The organism is Candidatus Margulisiibacteriota bacterium (assembly GCA_003242895.1).
Taxonomy (GTDB): Bacteria; Margulisbacteria; Riflemargulisbacteria; order GWF2-39-127; family GWF2-39-127; genus GWF2-39-127.
In genome coordinates this window covers 122,318-138,559 of the sequence record QKMY01000021.1, presented here as the reverse complement: position 1 = coordinate 138,559, position 16,242 = coordinate 122,318, and the positions used below count along the sequence as shown (strand labels likewise).

The following is a 16,242-nucleotide window of genomic DNA, read 5'->3' as shown; positions in this document are numbered from 1 at the left end:
TCACTAAACATCAACAATACTTTGATTATACACGGAAAATTACAATATTATTTATTAATAAATGAAATGAAGCGAGCGTTAATAAAAGGATGACAATCTAAGTCTCTGTTATGGATAATGCGCTACTTTATAAGAAGCCACTTCGATATTCCGCTAAACAAACCAATATCGTCGAAAACCAGTGATGAATAAAAGAGATATATTTCACTGATTATTTATATTGATGGAAATTCCCGATTGCAGCAAGGAGGTCTGCTTCTGTGCGGAACAAGACTTCTCCGCAAGCAGACCTGCCTTCCTGTTCTGCATATTCCTGGTCCATCACGCTAGTCGTCCTGGCATAAAGGTTATTATAAGCTCTTAACAAAGAAAGTTTTTCAGCAGAAGACAGGTCACTATTAGCGATAACGTCATCAACATCTGATTTAATTGTGTCAGCCAGATATCCCAGTGACGCACCGTGTTGTGAAGGATGGCTGTTATATTTCCAAAAACTTTCCTCAAGTTCTTTCAACCTATCCATAATTATTTGCCCACTTTCTCTTCTCTATATTGATTTCTAGCTGTCTCCTGAGCCTTCATAATGACCTCAGCTATCCCGATAGCCTCTTTAAGATCATTGCCGGCAATGTGTAAAATATCGCTTTTCAAAGCCTCGTTTGTTTCCTGGTTTCTACCCGCATCTGTTTCCTCGATACGTTTACCTTGTAAAAAAGCTTTTTCAAGGTCTGCATCGGATACAATTATTACCTTTTTCAAGACCTTGGAACTATCCGTAAAGTTATGAGTAGAAGCTGTTTCAACCTGATAAAAAGCTGATCCGGTTTCTTTGTCATTTTTTTCCTGGATAAAATACATTCCATCTTCGATTGTTGCATAGCTCAACTGGCTTTTTACAGTTACAGCATACACCATCGGATTAAATTTGAATTCAAAATCTTTTGCTTCTTGCTGACCAGCGGCAAAAGTAGCCTTATCAATAATAGCCATTGTTCCGGTCGCGTTATTTACATGCAGTCCTCCTCCGCTATGTTCCGGACGGGGCTCTACCACGATAGCAACAGTTACCGGCAATATTGACAACTCATCTGCGATATCAAGATAAGTATCTTTTTTGACACTATAATCCCACTGATCTAAAATATATTCCTTTACCGTTTTATTTCCACAAATATCTTGAATATACTCATTATTTTTTGCCCGTGCAGCACTACGCAGCGCCTCTACAAGATTATCTCTTCTTTGAGATTCGAATACGGAGCCTCTTTGAAGGATTCCGGTATAGACCGGAAGCTCTGACCCGCTATTGTCGACAGTTGTTATTGTTGAAGTCACCGGGACACCGTCTTTCCCGTCCGATTTGATCTCATTGAGAAGCTTAGTTCCGGCAGGACCATGTCCGGGACTTGACAATTTTACTGACGGTCCATTAAACAAAAGCTGTCCTGTCTTTTTATCCACCGGAAGCCCATCAGGAGATTTGGTCATTATCTTCACTTCAAGCACTTTGGGATCAATTATTCCTGAATGCTCTAATGTAGTCACAAGGTCCTCGAAACAGGCTTTTATATCTTTATCCTGTATCATAAAATGCAATTCGTTGCCACTTGTCTGTTCCTGTTTAACGGTCGTGTAATATCGTAATATCCTGCTCATGAAATAATTCAGATGAACCACGTTTCCATCTTTAAAATCCACTTTATAAGCATAACTCATTACCTTAGGCATTTTCCCAAAATTATCGAGCATTGCCATTAATGAATCCTGTACCTTTGATTTATTGTAATATCCATCAATTTTATCCTGATCTCCGATAGTTTTGTTCAGCACCTCTAAAACCGGGACCTTCAGCAACGTTGACAATCCCTTTGTAGAGAACGTAGCAACAAAATTCTTGTTATTATCTTTATTCTCTAAAAGTATCTTAGCCATAGTTATGGCAGGACCTTCCCCACCCGACACTTCTGCAATGTCTTGTATCTTTTTTTTGTCTTCCAGAGCGCCTTTCCCATTAATCACTTTCCTTGCCACTAAATTCCGGATAAGGTTATCAGCTGCTTCCTGATCAACGATCAGAGAAAAACTCTCCTTAGTAAACTTACCGCATAGAAAATCAAAAATACTCTGGTCAAAGGTTTCTTTAGTGTCCAGCGCTGTTACTATTTTTAAAACAGTTTTAATATCATTTTCAATCTTTGAATATTCCGGTGGAATTACTACCGCATCAATGTCTTTGACAAGCAGTTTATTATTGCTGTCAATAATATTCAATTCTTTCAGTTTGCCAACAATATTTGCAGCACTGTAAGTTACCGCAGCAGGTATTATGCTCACGAATAATTCGGGCCCTGCCGTTCCAACACGATATAGTGCTTTCTCTCCGCCGTAAAAACGAGAGGCATCTCCTCCGGCAAGTACGCTTTCAGTCCGTGGAGCTGTCATTTTATCTCCATAAAGTTTCACTGCATCGGTCCAGTTAATAGTTCTATCATTGATCACCCTTTGGGCAATTCTTTTGGGAGCAACATTAAATACAAAATTCCGCTGATTTCGCAGTGTCACATGCCTGGGCAATTCGATATCCAAATCAATAACGCCCTTGGCCGCGAGCAATGCGAATAAATATTTTTCTGATGTCAGAAATACTGGATTTCTGGTATTCACAGCTGAGATTTTTTCGTACGCATCATTCACAGCCGGGTCCTTGCGAACAGCAGTTTTAATGCTATTTAAAAGGTCCTCATGTTTAGCGTCGAATTCGCGGTTATATTCCTCAATTCTTTTCATGTCGACCTTACCGCTGGTGAAAAGGCCTATGTACGTTGATTCACTCATTGCTTTGGATAATTGATCGGTTAACTGATCTCTTCTTTGGTTGACTCTTTTATCTTTTGATCCGGAATTTTCAATAGATACTTTCGGTTGAAGATAATCTACAACTTTTTTACTTAGAAGGCCATTATACATATCATATTTCCTTATAGTTAACATTAACGAATCACTTCCTTAATTAAAGTTATGGTTACGTCCCTCATTATCAAAAGCAGAGTCCCTCCATCGTATTTAATGTATCGTCACTGCAGATAATTAATCTCACTTTTTATATATCATTATTTTTAGAGATTAATTGTAGAGGTTTAAGCTTGCCTTATTGCTTCAAATATCTGTTCTCTATCCCCGGAAAATATCCATGAACCGGCATAATTATTGTGCATAATATTACATTTGGATAACAGTAAAAACTTATTGGTTTCGTTCAAGCCGGTTTGTCGCAATATATCATCTACGATAAAACCGATCTCTCCGGATAAGGAGTCCCGGTCAACTAAATGATTATTCCGATAATCATCGAGCTTATATTTATTTTTCAACTTATCCAGCTTATCTTCTATGTCATTAACATACTTAAACTCGGGGACCCGCATATCCATAAATTCTTTACGGCTGCCGATCCCGGTAATAGGATAGCCGATCCACGGCTCCATCGGATCGACGACTTCGATGTATTCAGCCGGAATACGCTCACCCAGGAAATCCGCAGTGATATCGCCAAGTTGCTCAGATTCACTTCTATAACGGCATTCTTTAATAGTGGGAGCGTCTTTCCGAACTCGATAAGCGAAATTATCCTCTCTAATCTCGGAGAATGGCAGCCAGTCCCAAAAATATATCCTGGTAGGCTCCTCATCAAGCTTCCGGTCTGTATGATCGATACTCAAACCATGCACCTTGGTGCTTTGAAATCTGGATTCTTGCGGTTTAGGACGATGATACACATACTGGTTTAACCGGTTTTTATCAGCGAACACATTTTTTAGATAGGAGAGTAGTTGATATCCCTCACTATTCTTATCCGCATTAACATCGTATATGGTTTTATCCAGGGTGTTCATTAAGAGATTATGGACCTCCCTGTTTCGACGGTCTAACACACCCTGATCATAACAAATGTTCGGGTCCCTGCTTTCGTTCCAGTAGTGGATCAACAATCGATCAATATATGCGAGATTATAGAGGCGTCTGCGAGCTCCCTCTACTTTTTGCATATCGCTATAATCAACGATATTTTTGACGCTTTGTGTTATTGACTTTTCTAATGCAGAATAAAGCGAATCGATAACCCAACGGTCCCATTCATGGGCGAAATACAAACGCTTAAGCACGCCATCAGTCTTAGAATTAACGTCTGTAGAATCGAGCATGATTGAAGAAATGAGCTCGTTTATAATATTCTGACCATAGGCAGAATTGGGATCACCAAGACTATGAATCAATTCCTCGAATCGAAATCTCGACCGATAATCTCCTTCAAGAAGAACCATATGATTCGCCAACGGCTCCGGAGTTTTTTGAGTTACTACTCCTTTAGAGTTTCGGGAAATATGATCGGAGACGGAATAGATTTTATGGTTCATAGTTTCATCACGTCCTTTTGGTCTGATTACGAGCTACACTAATATATCGATACCACTATTTGTTATGAATCAAACATTTTGCACTTCACTCATGGAACATGGCCTATTTTGCCCGTGTAGTGTCAACCGTTTTATTTGAAGCACATTGGCATAAATAGAAAACTTTCGTTAATTCATTCAAAAAACCTTATTATCAAAAGCTTTTTTGAGGAAAGCAAAATATACGAGGAAAAATATATGCAAAAAACCTAAAAATAGATTGCAACTAATTCCAAACAGCTTCGATATGTTATAGGAAAATGTAAATTAAATAAATAATCGGAATACTGTAAATTATCAAAAAATGAGTAAGATAAATAAAAAGGAAAAAAAATGTTAACGAAAATTATAGCAACCAGTAATAATAAGATAACGGTAGCTACCCTCGAATCAATCAAACCAAAATTCAAGTCGTATGCGGGTGTCGCATCAGAAGCCGTTGACCTGGCCAAAACCGGAGGACTGGCGGATGCAGTACCGCCGCTTGTTAAGGAAATGCACAAGCTTGGTGTAGACTCAAGGTTCTTTATGCCTCTGTATAAGCAGATACCCCGAAGTAATGCTGAAAAGATGTTTGACATCAAAGTCCGGCTGGGAGGGGAGCTTGTCCCCGGAATAGTACTAATAGGAAAAATACCACATACCGATATTCCAGCTTACTTCATTGGCAACGATCATTTTTTCAATAGAGATGGTGGACTCTATGTTGACAAAAATAAACAAGAGTATAAGGACAGCAATCTACGGTTCACTTTCTTCAATCGTGGAGTCTATGAAACTATGATCGCATTGAGATGGACTCCTGATATCCTCCATGCTCACGACTGGCAAGCTGCATTATGCCCTGCCCTAAAAGATCAGATGACAATCGGGAATCCTCAGTTCAAGGGCATGAAAACAGCCCTTAGCATTCATAACATTGCTTTTTCCGGCAAATTCAGCAGGGAAACTATTTCGATTGCAGGGTTTAAGGAAAGCGATTATACTCCTGAGCGTTTCGAATTTTATGACAGCTTCAGCTTTCTGAAAGCAGGTGTTGTCACAAGCGATGTGGTCTTTACCGTCAGCCCGCACTATGCGAAGCAAATACTCAATCAAAAAAACGGTTGCGGCTTTGATGGGATACTCAATGTACACAAAGAAAAACTCTTCGGTATTGTTAACGGAAAAGAAGACAGCTGGGACCCTTGGAATGATAATTATCTTAAGGAGAAATATGACAGCCAGTCCGTTACCAGAGGAAAAGAAGAAAACAAAAAACACTTACTTAAAAGATTCAACCTTAAGTACGATCCCGCTAAACCAGTTTTTGGTTTTGTTGGAAGATTAACCTGGCAAAAAGGAATAGATATTATAGTTGAAAGCATCGAAAGATTATTAAAAGAAAAAGATGCTCAATTTATCCTTCTCGGCACTGGAGACGAAAGATACCATTATGAGCTGGAAATGCTGCGTAATAGATATCCTGATAATCTCGGTATTGCATTATGCTACGATGAAGCATTAAGCCACCTTATTATTGCAGGAGTAGATTTTATTCTCTATCCTTCAAGGGACGAACCCTGCGGGCTTGTCCAGATATTCGCTGAAGGTGACGGAACTCCTCCGGTAGTATCGGAAGAAGGCGGACTCAAAGATACGGTCAAAGACTTTGACCCGGAAACCGGTACTGGTACAGGAGTAGTAATTAACGAAGTTACCCCCGATGCATTATTAGAAGCGATGGGAAGATGTATGAAGTATTTTGATAATAAAGAGCTCCTGTTAACTCTCCGTAAAAATGGAATGGCAGAAGACTTTTCGTGGGGAAAATCGGCAATAGAATATGTGAAAGTCTTCAACTCTCTAATGCCATAAAGTCTTGCAGTACTTTTATCCGGGTTTTATGAATTGCTTTATATACTTTCTAAAACCAGGGGACTATTGATATTTTTATAATCGGTTATTGATCCGATACGCGGAGCGAAAATCTCGTTTCTAAGCATAGCCTGTTTTAACAAATCATCGACTTTTCGTTGCCCACCCCCATTCCAGGTAGTTTTGAACAGGTCGTCAATTATCTCTTTCGCTTTATTGATATCGAAAACAAAGATACCAATATTGTCTTCTCCGGTCTCTGGCATTTCTAACCCGTCACTTTGGAACAAGAATCTGGTTACAGAATAATTTTTGTCCCTTTCAAGTGATGCGTAAGGATTCGTCAGAGAAACTGTTGGCATAGTAACGGCCCTTCCCAATTCATGATGCAGCATCAATGTATTGAGCAACGTATTGTTCTGATAGAGCATATCGCACCATAGAAATGAAACAGCGCCCTCTTTGGCATTAATGTCCTGCAAGGCATAACGTGCGCCATCACCATGACCTAATAAGTCAGACATACAGATAAGTTTGAGATTGGTTATATTATTATCTTTGATATATTGCTCAAATACCTGCTTTTCTTCACTTCTTACCTGCAGTCTAATCTCATGAGCAGTCAGATTAGATATTTCATCAATGGTCCTGGTTAAAAGGGTCCTGCCGTCGGGTAACGGATAAAGAGGTTTGGGTAACATAAACCCGCCCTGTTTCATCCTGGTAGCTTGTCCACCTGCTATTATAATAAAATAATTTTTATCCGGACAAGCCTTCTCCGGGCTCATCATTAACCGGACATCAGAACGGTCCATTATCTCATAATATTTCCTCGAAGAACGATGTACATCGATGTATTTTTTATTTAGGTACATATTTTCGAGCCTCCTCAAGCAAAGTGGGAAACAAATAATCATTAAAATATAACTCTAAACTACTTTGGAATCTTTCCTTTAAGCCTTTTGTACTCTCATCAACCCCCCAGCTATTATGGTTCGAGTGGTCCAGGATTTTTTTAAGCTCCGTACTTCCTGCTGATTTAATGTATTTCATTAGCTCAATATTACGCAACTCTTGCTGGCCCGGAGGCTGTCTAAAAGGAATGTTATGGAGTAATTCTTTTAGCTGAAGCCCTTCAAGCAAGGGCAAAGTATTAATTACCTGATCATCAGATGACGCAATCCTATTCGATCTCATCAACCACATATAAAACGAAGATGACCCATAGAATTCAACAGGAGCTTTTCGTTCATTATACATGGGCAACTTGTGATGCAGAAAATACCCATTGAGAAAAACATCATCGGCAACAAAGTCAACAGGAATAACAGGATATGACTCTGTTCTCAGGCCCATTAATCTACCCATTGGCAGCGAGTATCCCGTCAGAGACCTTTTTAGAGAAGACATCATATAGAAGGATCTTTCAAGCGGTGTTAAGGTCTCATTACAGGGGTTCAAAACGGGATATCCTCCGATAAGAGAATACTGAGGAGAGTAATGGATATCATTAATGATATTTGAGATTGCCCGCTGTTTAATTGAAACGTCATCATCTACAAACAACAGATATCCCCTGTTATTTTCAAGAGCGATCTGGTGTGCGATATTCATGGCATTTATTTTACCCTGAGCATCGCTATGAAAAACAGACATCGAAACCATCTGCTGAAGGTACTTGTGTGACCGGATAAACGCCGATAAACTTTCAATAGTTTTATAATCAATCTTACCATTAATGCCCACTAATAAATTGATATCAAAATCTTTCAAGTAATTTCTTTTTTCGAACAGGAGAGAGCTATAGATATCAGAAATATTCCGCAGCAGATACGTCTCACTGTTATATGTTGGGACAAATACCTGTATTTTTTTGCTATCGGTTAATCTTTGAGCGTTAAGGATGTAATCTGCCAGATTATTACCTAACGGATCGAGAGTAGCCGATTCCCTGTGGACCCATTTTGAGGTACCATTCAAATGATCGGCATCTATATAAGTTATAGGGTACATTTTTCCTAACCTATCGATAATTCTGTAGAGAGGGTTCCCTGTTATATTTACTTTTTCTATAGAACTTGCATGGATCTTATTCTTCATTATAGATCACTCCTCTAATCATATTATCCCCCAATAAAAAAACGAAACATGAACAGCTATAGCTACGACATATAAATATATCGGGCAAAAAGGTAAAACAGATCAATTAATATTATTGTGAGACCTAAGAATTACCATTCTTTTTTATCATTCTCATGATATTATATTCTGCACATAGGATTAATTATCGAGGTAATAACAATGAAAAAAAAACTAATAGCTGACTCTCAAGAACAAATCGAGAACACACCATTCTACCGGTGGATAAATACCGCCATCCTCTGCAAAGGACTCGATCAACTTAATGCCTCGGCAATATTGAACACAGAAGCCTTAGCACTAGCCCGACAGGACCTGCAATTATTCCTGGCAATCATATCTAAATACAATGCTGATACTATTATCAAAACAGGAATAATCTGTTTGTCAGAAAATATCAATAAAAGCGAAGCAAAAAAATATTCTCATATCTGGTCTTTCGATGAAAAGAACAAAGAATCCATGATTGCCGTAACTCAATGGCTCATCATAAAAACATCCGAAAACAACTTAGCATTTGCAGGCAAACATGGGGAATCGGGAACCGGATATCAATCGATGCCAGATGATAACGGCAAGGAATATTATACGGTGATCCCCCCGTTGAAAGATCCTGGCCATTACTGGCTGACATTTAAGTGGTCAGGCACAAAATGGGAAGGAAATGACTATCATATCAGGGTACTGCCAGACTACCGTTCATTCAAACAGTCTCTTTACACTGACAAAGGACTCCCCTGTCACCGCCTATATCCTCACGAGGTTCAGGATTTTGATGAAGTTGCGCTGACTAACGGCCGGGGAGCTCTATGTAATATTCCAGTCGGAAGAACTGACAACAATCCTATAAACAGCAAATATAACGGGATACTGTTAATCAATAATCATCCCGAATATCCTATAGATCGAGATGTACTTGTCTCGTTTTCAACTGACAAAATAATAGCTGATAACAAAGTCTATGATCTCAACAAAAGTACTCTGAAACAATTCGAACGGTACCCGACAGCTCGATGGATATATCAGATAAACGAAGGAACAACTCATATCGAAATCGAAAAAACCCTTCAGATGCACTATGGAAAGAACACTACCATAGCATCATACAAACTCTTATCTGCAAGCATACCTATCCAGTTGATTGTCCGACCAGCCCTGGAGCAACGAAGTTACCACGGGGAAACAAAAGCTGGATCCACTGGGCTTGAGAAAAAATATTTCGACGGGACAAAACTGGTTACCGTTGGTCAGTCTCAGTCATTTCATTTTAATGGTGAGAATTGGCAGGATTTCCCTGGACTTACTATCGTATCTTCAGACGGCACCTGTATACAGGAACCCTATTGGCACTATAACGTATTCCATCCGACAGAAGCGGACAGAGGACAGCTTTGCTCCGGAGATAAGTATTCTCCGGGATATATAGTCTTTCAATGTGACCAATCAAAACCGGCACACCACATAGCCTATACCTGCGAAAAAGATGCAAGGTTTTATTCTGGTAAAAATATTGAAACCGTATTGGCAAACGAACAACAAAGGCTGGAAGGAATAGTAAAGAAACTTGATCCCAAGTTAAAAAATGATTCTTTAGCCCAATCGCTTGTAATCGCACTGGATCAGTTCATAACCAAAAGAGAAGAGCATAAGACTGTTATTGCCGGATATCCCTGGTTCATTGACTGGGGCAGAGACACCTTATTGGTACTGAGAGGAATCATCGAAGCAGAGTTACTTGAAACGTCGGAAGATATTATCAAAGAGTTCGCTAAATTTGAAGAAAACGGGACACTGCCAAACATAATCCATGGAAAAAATGCAGAAAACCGGGATACCGTTGATGCACAACTGGTGTTTGCCATTGCCGTTAATGATTACATTAAAAAAACAGGAAATAGTTCTATTCTAGAGGAAGTCATAGATGGCAAGGGCAGGAATATCAAGGATGTTATAAAAAGCATCGCCGCAAATTATATAGCCGGAACAGAGAACGGAATTCATATGGACAGGGAAACCGGATTGATATGGTCTCCGACTCATTTCACCTGGATGGATACCAATCATCCTGCGGGAACACCGAGAGAAGGTTACCCGGTTGAGATTCAGGTTTTCTGGTATCACCTGCTTACCTTCATGACAGACCAAGGTATCCATGACTACACGGACCTAGCAACCAAGGTCAAAAATAATTTTCAGGAACTCTATTGGAACGGAACTTATCTCTACGACAATATCGAAGCCACTAACGATACTTCCGCACTTAACGGAAAGAAAGACAGCGCAATCAGGCCGAACATGCTTTTTGCAGTTCTTTTTGGTTTAATAGCTGGGAAAAAAGCAGAAAGTGTCATAACTGTTACCAGAGAACAGCTAATTATTCCAGGTTTTATAAGAAGCCTGTCTGAGAATACCTGCTCGACACCTGACTTCCCTTACCAAGGCCGCTACGAAGGTGGAGAAGATGAAAAAAGAAAGCTTGCCTACCACAATGGCACTGGGTGGAGCTGGCTCTACTATACCTGGATCGATGCCATGATAGAATCGAAAGGCATGAGCAAAGAAGCGCTGGAAGACGCCCACACATACTTCGAGCCACTCCGTGAGCAGCTAAATCATGGAGGGATCGGTAGCATTGCTGAGGTCTGCGATGGAGATTATCCTCATACGGAGCGTGGATGTAATATGCAAGCATGGGGAATATCTGAAGCACTTAGAGTGTATATCAAGATAAGCAAAGGGCTATCAACATAATGTTCGCGAACTAATAACGATGCTGTCATTTTCTAATCAGGCATCTCATATATAACAAAATGGTGATCAGTATTCCCTTTGAGGGAAATATACATTTCGCAAAGCAATTCCTCTCCTGATTTGATATAAATATTATTATCCCTATCATTACGTGAGATATCTACTAACTTATATATCTTCGCAAAATCTACTTGACCCTTATAATCGATCTGTTTGTCCGAAGGTAGCTTAACCATCCCTACCCTATCTTCAGCAGCGACGTTAGAAACTACCATTTCTAATACCGGACGCCCCTTCTCAGTATGCTTGAATATCTCCCATTTTTTTGTACCCGGATTCTGGAAGATCATTTTTCTACCTGGAGTTATACAAGCAATCCAAGTAAAGAATCCTCCGCATTCTTCCAGCCTTTCAGGAAAATCAAAAGGTTTTACAGTCCGGCTAAAGATGTCTTTGAGCACATCCTTAAAAGGTTCCAGTTTCTGTATCGGAGGTAGTATACGGCTGAAATTCTTCATTTCGTTATCGAGTCCCGTAGGCGTTCCCGCATGGTTCATATTAAAGTAGAGGTTTGTTCCAACCTCTTCAGGAAACATTAGTGCGAAAATATCCTGGAGAGGAATTGTAACAGCTTCCACAGGATACGACATAAAAACTTCCAACATGGCAATTCCCAATTCCTGACTAAGATGGCCAGGTGACAAAGGGGTCTGATTTGGAGTAGTAATTATGCCAAACTGCTGGCTCATAAAATTAGCGATCTTAGTCTTCGGGCTCCTAAATTCATCGATAGCTTCATTCCCGCGAGTTCCACAAATAATCTGCACAATAGTCGGAAGATCGTGGGTAGTTAAAAAGAGTTCGATGTTTTGAGAAAGGTTCATATTATTGCCGTAATTATCGCCATAGTTCTTATGCGGAGCCACAAACATTTCCGGGATATTATATCCTTCACAATTCAGCTCATGAATAGCACATTCTACCGCTTGTTGGCGCGCATAGTCACCCAGGGTCTCTCCCCCGACTTTTAAGCCTAGATCAAGAGCCATTTTGAGTAGATATTTAGCATTGTCACGCATCTTCCAGGCATCCCATTTTTCTACTTCCCATCGGCCTTTATCTTCAGCATTACCACGCTCGTAAATATATTGTGTCGAATAGCCGCAAAGGTGATCGAAAAAGATAACATGAGCATACTCAGATAAATACTCAAGTCGTTCCTTTACAAAATCGATATAGGCATCCGTAGATACATTATATGCAGGCACATGCCAATTCTGCCCGTTATCTGCGCCTAGTTCATATTTAAGATTAAACACAGTATCCTGTAATGACCAGACATCGGCACTTGCAGCCGGGTCTATTCCAAATGCAATATTCACTTCCCTCTCCATACCTAAAAGCTCATAGAGCTGTTTAATAAATAATTGCTGTTCGTGAATACAAAATTGACCGTATTTATGAGCTAGTATATCGTCACTATGCAATGTAATAAGTTTTTTTACCTCGGGACTATCCGGGCTTCTGTATTTCTCAGGCCACGTCCTGAAATCCGGGTTAACATTCTCATAATTATCCAATACTTTTGACTGAACAACAGAAAATTCAGCGTTTCTCATAAGCTTTTTGTCATATTTGTCAACGTAAAACTTAAAAGTTTGAGCTCTCTGGGAGGTCGGATCAACAACTATCTCTTGATAAAATTTACTTGCAGCTTTTTTTAGGATTACCCGGCGGGCTTCACGATGGATACGAAAATCGCTTGAAAGATCATTTTCATAGGTAATCGGCCGTTTAGGGATCATAGCTAACAATTCTGGAGAATCCTGTATTTCCGGGACTAATTCCAGGACTAAATAGTCCAGTTCCAGACCAAAGGAGGATGCTGAAAAAGGACTGGTGGTACTTTGATGTTTCTGGGTAAAAGGAAATTCTACGATACTCTTAACACCAATATCATGAAGGAAATGGATAACATAGATATAATCCTCTAAGTTACCAGAATAATCACGTTTTGTCAGATAGCCCAGGACAGTCTTTAATGCTGCTTGCTTGATCCCGGTACTTAAATCTACGTTTTTAAGCGCTGCCCCTTCAACTTCCGGGAAAACTTTTAATACTGAGGGAAAAGCTGCAATCAAGAGTTTTATGGAATCATCTATCCTGCTAAAAACGGATGAAGAATTCGAAGCAAAAATCGGCACAATTACCTTCGAGTATTTCTTTTGAGTAAAATCAATTATTTTCTTTTTCATTATAAAATCCTCCTATTAATAAACCATAAGGATTGTTAATTATATATCGGATAAAACAAAGAATAGTTGCAATTTCTCAAGTTATTACAGTGTTTTTTTCTATTCTGAACTAATGCGATCATCCGATTCCAGACCGCACTTCAATACGACAGATTGACCGTAATATTTTTGAGCAGAATCCTTTTATCCGGGGTAGACAGGATGAGTCACTTTGTCCGTCTCAACACTAAACGGACCGATCTTTTTTTTCCTGCATTACGAAAATGGAGAAAGCGAAACTCTGGTAGACTATGCACCAGCTAAGTCAGATATGTCACACATTTCGTTATTATCTTACGGTATTTGATACGGGTCACAATGGTTTGTTGATTATAGTTCGCCGCGTTTTATTGCTTCCAGCATAGCTTCTTTAGTCGTAAAAATAGGGTCGCCGGTAGCAGGACGCATATTTTCCATTGCATCATCGAAATCAAGAGTATAAGTAATTTCTGCATAAAGCCGGTTAAATTCTTCCAATACTGATAATTTTTCATCCTGAGTGACGACGCGGTCTGCTAATAGTGCGTTAGCATCGCCCAAAACAGCATTCATAAGATCATTAATCTCACTACTATGCAGTGACGGATTATCCTTGAGATTATTGAATGTTTTTTTATATTGCTCAATCTTTTCGTTCATAATCTATCACCCCTTATTGTTAAACTAAACAATTTTTGTCATTAATATTGCTTTTTCTTGCATTGCATTTATCAGACGGGCAGCTTCTTCGGCCGTTATGCCTGCCTGGGCAGCCATACGTTCAATATCCTGACACAATTTCCTCGACAATTCGAGGTTGTTATTCTCACTCGACTCATCTATTGTCTTTTGCTGTATAAAAGCAGTTTCAAGATCCTCTTTAGGCACTGATATGATTCTCTTCATTACACGATCATGAGAAGTTGCCAGATGGGTGGACGCGCTTTCTCCCTGAATGTAACTCTCTCCCTTTGATTTCGTAGCCACAAAAACCAAGCCATCCTCCATGCTGGAATCCATTTCCTGCTTTACCAACGATCCATATACCATCGGACTAAACTTAAACAGTACATCCTTCTCATCAGTGTTCGGCAGCAGATCACGTTTGTCCGTGATCGACATTCTGCCTGTGCCGTCTTCCACATAAAGACCTCCGCCTTTATGTATTGGTAAAGGATCTACTACTACGGCGATAGAAATCGGAAGGTTTTCAATCTGAGCAGCAATATCCTCAGAACTGCTAACTTCAAAATCCCATCGATCATCAATAAATTGAGCTACAAGCAAATTCAAGTCATTATCCATATCGTATAGTGTTATATCAATTCCATATTCCGATTTAGCCAACAATTCTTGAAAAGCTTTTTTGTTATTTGATCTTATCACCGTCAGCAATTCATCACGAAGCTGGTTCTCTTTAACACAGCCATTCTGAATATAGGCGGTGTAAGTGGATACATCGGAACCGCTGTTATCAACAGTTCTGATGGAAAAACTAACATTATCAGATACGTCTTTTAAAGACACAAGCTCATTAACTGCTTTTGTATAGGCAGGGCCATGTCCTGCGCTTTTGGGATCCGGAATATTTTTGTCATTCAACAATAGCTGCCTGGTATCCGGGTCAACGGCCATACCATCTTTAGGCCTTGTCATGAATTTTATATCGAGCTTAGCCGGGTCAAGCAGTTTGGCATTTATTAATGCTTGAACCATATTGTCCATGGAATCGGCAACAGTTTGGTTATGTACCATATAATGAAGAACATTACCGGAAGAGCCTTCCATGTCTACTTTGGCATAGGTCCGGAGCAGTGTATTCATGAAAAAGGTAAGATAGGTACTTTGATTACCTACATCTACCCTATATGCATAATTGAGTGCTTTTGGTGTATTTTCAAATTTATCAAGCACCGTGTTCACAGCAACTTTAACTTTCTTTACATCATACATTCCGGCAGTTTTTAATAATTCAGAATTATACCCGACATTTGTAAACATTGGGGTATTGAACACCGTTGCCAAGTTCTTATAGGTAAAAAGCTTTTTAACATCTTTATAAGCGTTGGATGAACTTAAACCGGACAAAACGCCTTGATCAATGACGGATAGTGAATCAGAAAGCGATTTAAGGGCTTTTAACACAAGCAAGTACCGTGTTGCGTCTCCACCAGCAAGGACGACTTCGTGACGGGAGCTGGCAACGTTCCCGCCATACAGATCTTTTGCCTCTTGAACTGTAACAAGCTTTCGATTAAAAATTTCTGCAGTAACATTTTTGTCAGCTGCTGTAAAAGTAAAACCTTGATTAGTTTTGGTTGCTCGCAATCGTGGGATTAACACGGCAAGATCATTTGCTGAATAGTTTTTATCCATACAGGCTAAAGCTATAAGATACATTTCCGGCTCGGTAATTATTCTTTTTTTTACATTTTTCTTAATATTAATAATTTTGATTTTTTCAAATAGAGCATTAAACTCATCTGATTCCTGCAGGAAACTCTGAAGTCGACTACGCAGCTCAGGATATTCCTGCTCGAAACGCCGATCTATTTCCAGGACTTTCTCCTGATCAATATTTTTCTTTATTCTATCATCGGCAACAACCTCGGAAAGCAAACTCACACCAATATTTCCCCTCATCACGGTTCCAACCTGTGACAACAATGATTGGACTGTTCTGGTTTCTCTATTAAGGCTAGAACTGCGTGACTCAACTTTTATAGAGACGGTCTTGGTTTTCATCAATTTCTACCTCCGATACTTAA

Annotated in this window: 10 protein-coding genes; 2 read left to right on the top strand and 8 right to left on the bottom strand. The window is 39.5% G+C overall.

Features of this window, described 5'->3' with window-relative positions; all coding sequences use genetic code 11:
* Positions 1-211: 211 nt before the first annotated feature.
* From DKM50_02945 to DKM50_02935, 3 genes are all read right to left on the bottom strand, one after another.
* Positions 212-523, bottom strand: a complete 312-nt coding sequence (locus DKM50_02945; protein PZM83251.1) for a hypothetical protein — start codon at positions 521-523, stop codon at positions 212-214.
* A gap of 2 nt (positions 524-525) precedes the next feature.
* Positions 526-2,967 (bottom strand): hypothetical protein, encoded by a 2,442-nt coding sequence (locus DKM50_02940; GenBank protein ID PZM83250.1) that lies wholly within the window; start codon positions 2,965-2,967, stop codon positions 526-528.
* Positions 2,968-3,137: 170 nt separating this feature from the next.
* Positions 3,138-4,415: a hypothetical protein gene (locus DKM50_02935; protein ID PZM83249.1), complete on the bottom strand. Its 1,278-nt coding sequence runs from the start codon at positions 4,413-4,415 to the stop codon at positions 3,138-3,140.
* A 372-nt stretch (positions 4,416-4,787) separates the two neighbouring features.
* On the opposite strand from DKM50_02935, the gene DKM50_02930 reads away from it, so the two are divergent.
* On the top strand, positions 4,788-6,311 hold the full coding sequence (locus DKM50_02930; protein PZM83248.1) for a hypothetical protein: 1,524 nt from the start codon (positions 4,788-4,790) through the stop codon (positions 6,309-6,311).
* A 38-nt stretch (positions 6,312-6,349) separates the two neighbouring features.
* Here the strand turns inward: DKM50_02930 and DKM50_02925 are convergent, their stop codons facing one another.
* Positions 6,350-7,228, bottom strand: a complete 879-nt coding sequence (locus DKM50_02925; protein ID PZM83247.1) for a hypothetical protein — start codon at positions 7,226-7,228, stop codon at positions 6,350-6,352.
* Positions 7,173-8,411, bottom strand: coding sequence for a hypothetical protein (locus tag DKM50_02920; protein PZM83246.1), 1,239 nt, complete (start codon positions 8,409-8,411; stop codon positions 7,173-7,175). Before DKM50_02920 ends, DKM50_02925 begins: the two co-directional genes overlap by 56 nt.
* Before the next feature lie 201 nt (positions 8,412-8,612).
* On the opposite strand from DKM50_02920, the gene DKM50_02915 reads away from it, so the two are divergent.
* Complete coding sequence (locus DKM50_02915; GenBank protein ID PZM83245.1) at positions 8,613-11,201, top strand: hypothetical protein; 2,589 nt, start codon at positions 8,613-8,615, stop codon at positions 11,199-11,201.
* Between the two features lie 32 nt (positions 11,202-11,233).
* Here the strand turns inward: DKM50_02915 and DKM50_02910 are convergent, their stop codons facing one another.
* The 3 genes from DKM50_02910 to DKM50_02900 all read right to left on the bottom strand — a co-directional run bounded on the left by DKM50_02910 (position 11,234) and on the right by DKM50_02900 (position 16,219).
* Positions 11,234-13,456, bottom strand: coding sequence for a hypothetical protein (locus DKM50_02910; protein PZM83244.1), 2,223 nt, complete (start codon positions 13,454-13,456; stop codon positions 11,234-11,236).
* Between the two features lie 369 nt (positions 13,457-13,825).
* Positions 13,826-14,134: a hypothetical protein gene (locus DKM50_02905; protein ID PZM83243.1), complete on the bottom strand. Its 309-nt coding sequence runs from the start codon at positions 14,132-14,134 to the stop codon at positions 13,826-13,828.
* Positions 14,135-14,158: 24 nt separating this feature from the next.
* On the bottom strand, positions 14,159-16,219 hold the full coding sequence (locus DKM50_02900) for a hypothetical protein (GenBank protein ID PZM83242.1): 2,061 nt from the start codon (positions 16,217-16,219) through the stop codon (positions 14,159-14,161).
* Positions 16,220-16,242: the final 23 nt, after the last annotated feature.

Bases quoted from the DNA above. Each gene is read 5' to 3' on its own strand.
- DKM50_02905 (PZM83243.1), bottom strand. From the start codon at position 14,134: ATGAACGAAAAGATTGAGCAATATAAAAAAACATTCAATAATCTCAAG.
- DKM50_02900 (PZM83242.1), bottom strand. From the start codon at position 16,219: ATGAAAACCAAGACCGTCTCTATAAAAGTTGAGTCACGCAGTTCTAGC.
- DKM50_02910 (PZM83244.1), bottom strand. From the start codon at position 13,456: ATGAAAAAGAAAATAATTGATTTTACTCAAAAGAAATACTCGAAGGTA.
- DKM50_02945 (PZM83251.1), bottom strand. From the start codon at position 523: ATGGATAGGTTGAAAGAACTTGAGGAAAGTTTTTGGAAATATAACAGC.
- DKM50_02915 (PZM83245.1), top strand. From the start codon at position 8,613: ATGAAAAAAAAACTAATAGCTGACTCTCAAGAACAAATCGAGAACACA.
- DKM50_02940 (PZM83250.1), bottom strand. From the start codon at position 2,967: ATGTATAATGGCCTTCTAAGTAAAAAAGTTGTAGATTATCTTCAACCG.
- DKM50_02930 (PZM83248.1), top strand. From the start codon at position 4,788: ATGTTAACGAAAATTATAGCAACCAGTAATAATAAGATAACGGTAGCT.
- DKM50_02920 (PZM83246.1), bottom strand. From the start codon at position 8,411: ATGAAGAATAAGATCCATGCAAGTTCTATAGAAAAAGTAAATATAACA.
- DKM50_02925 (PZM83247.1), bottom strand. From the start codon at position 7,228: ATGATTATTTGTTTCCCACTTTGCTTGAGGAGGCTCGAAAATATGTAC.
- DKM50_02935 (PZM83249.1), bottom strand. From the start codon at position 4,415: ATGAACCATAAAATCTATTCCGTCTCCGATCATATTTCCCGAAACTCT.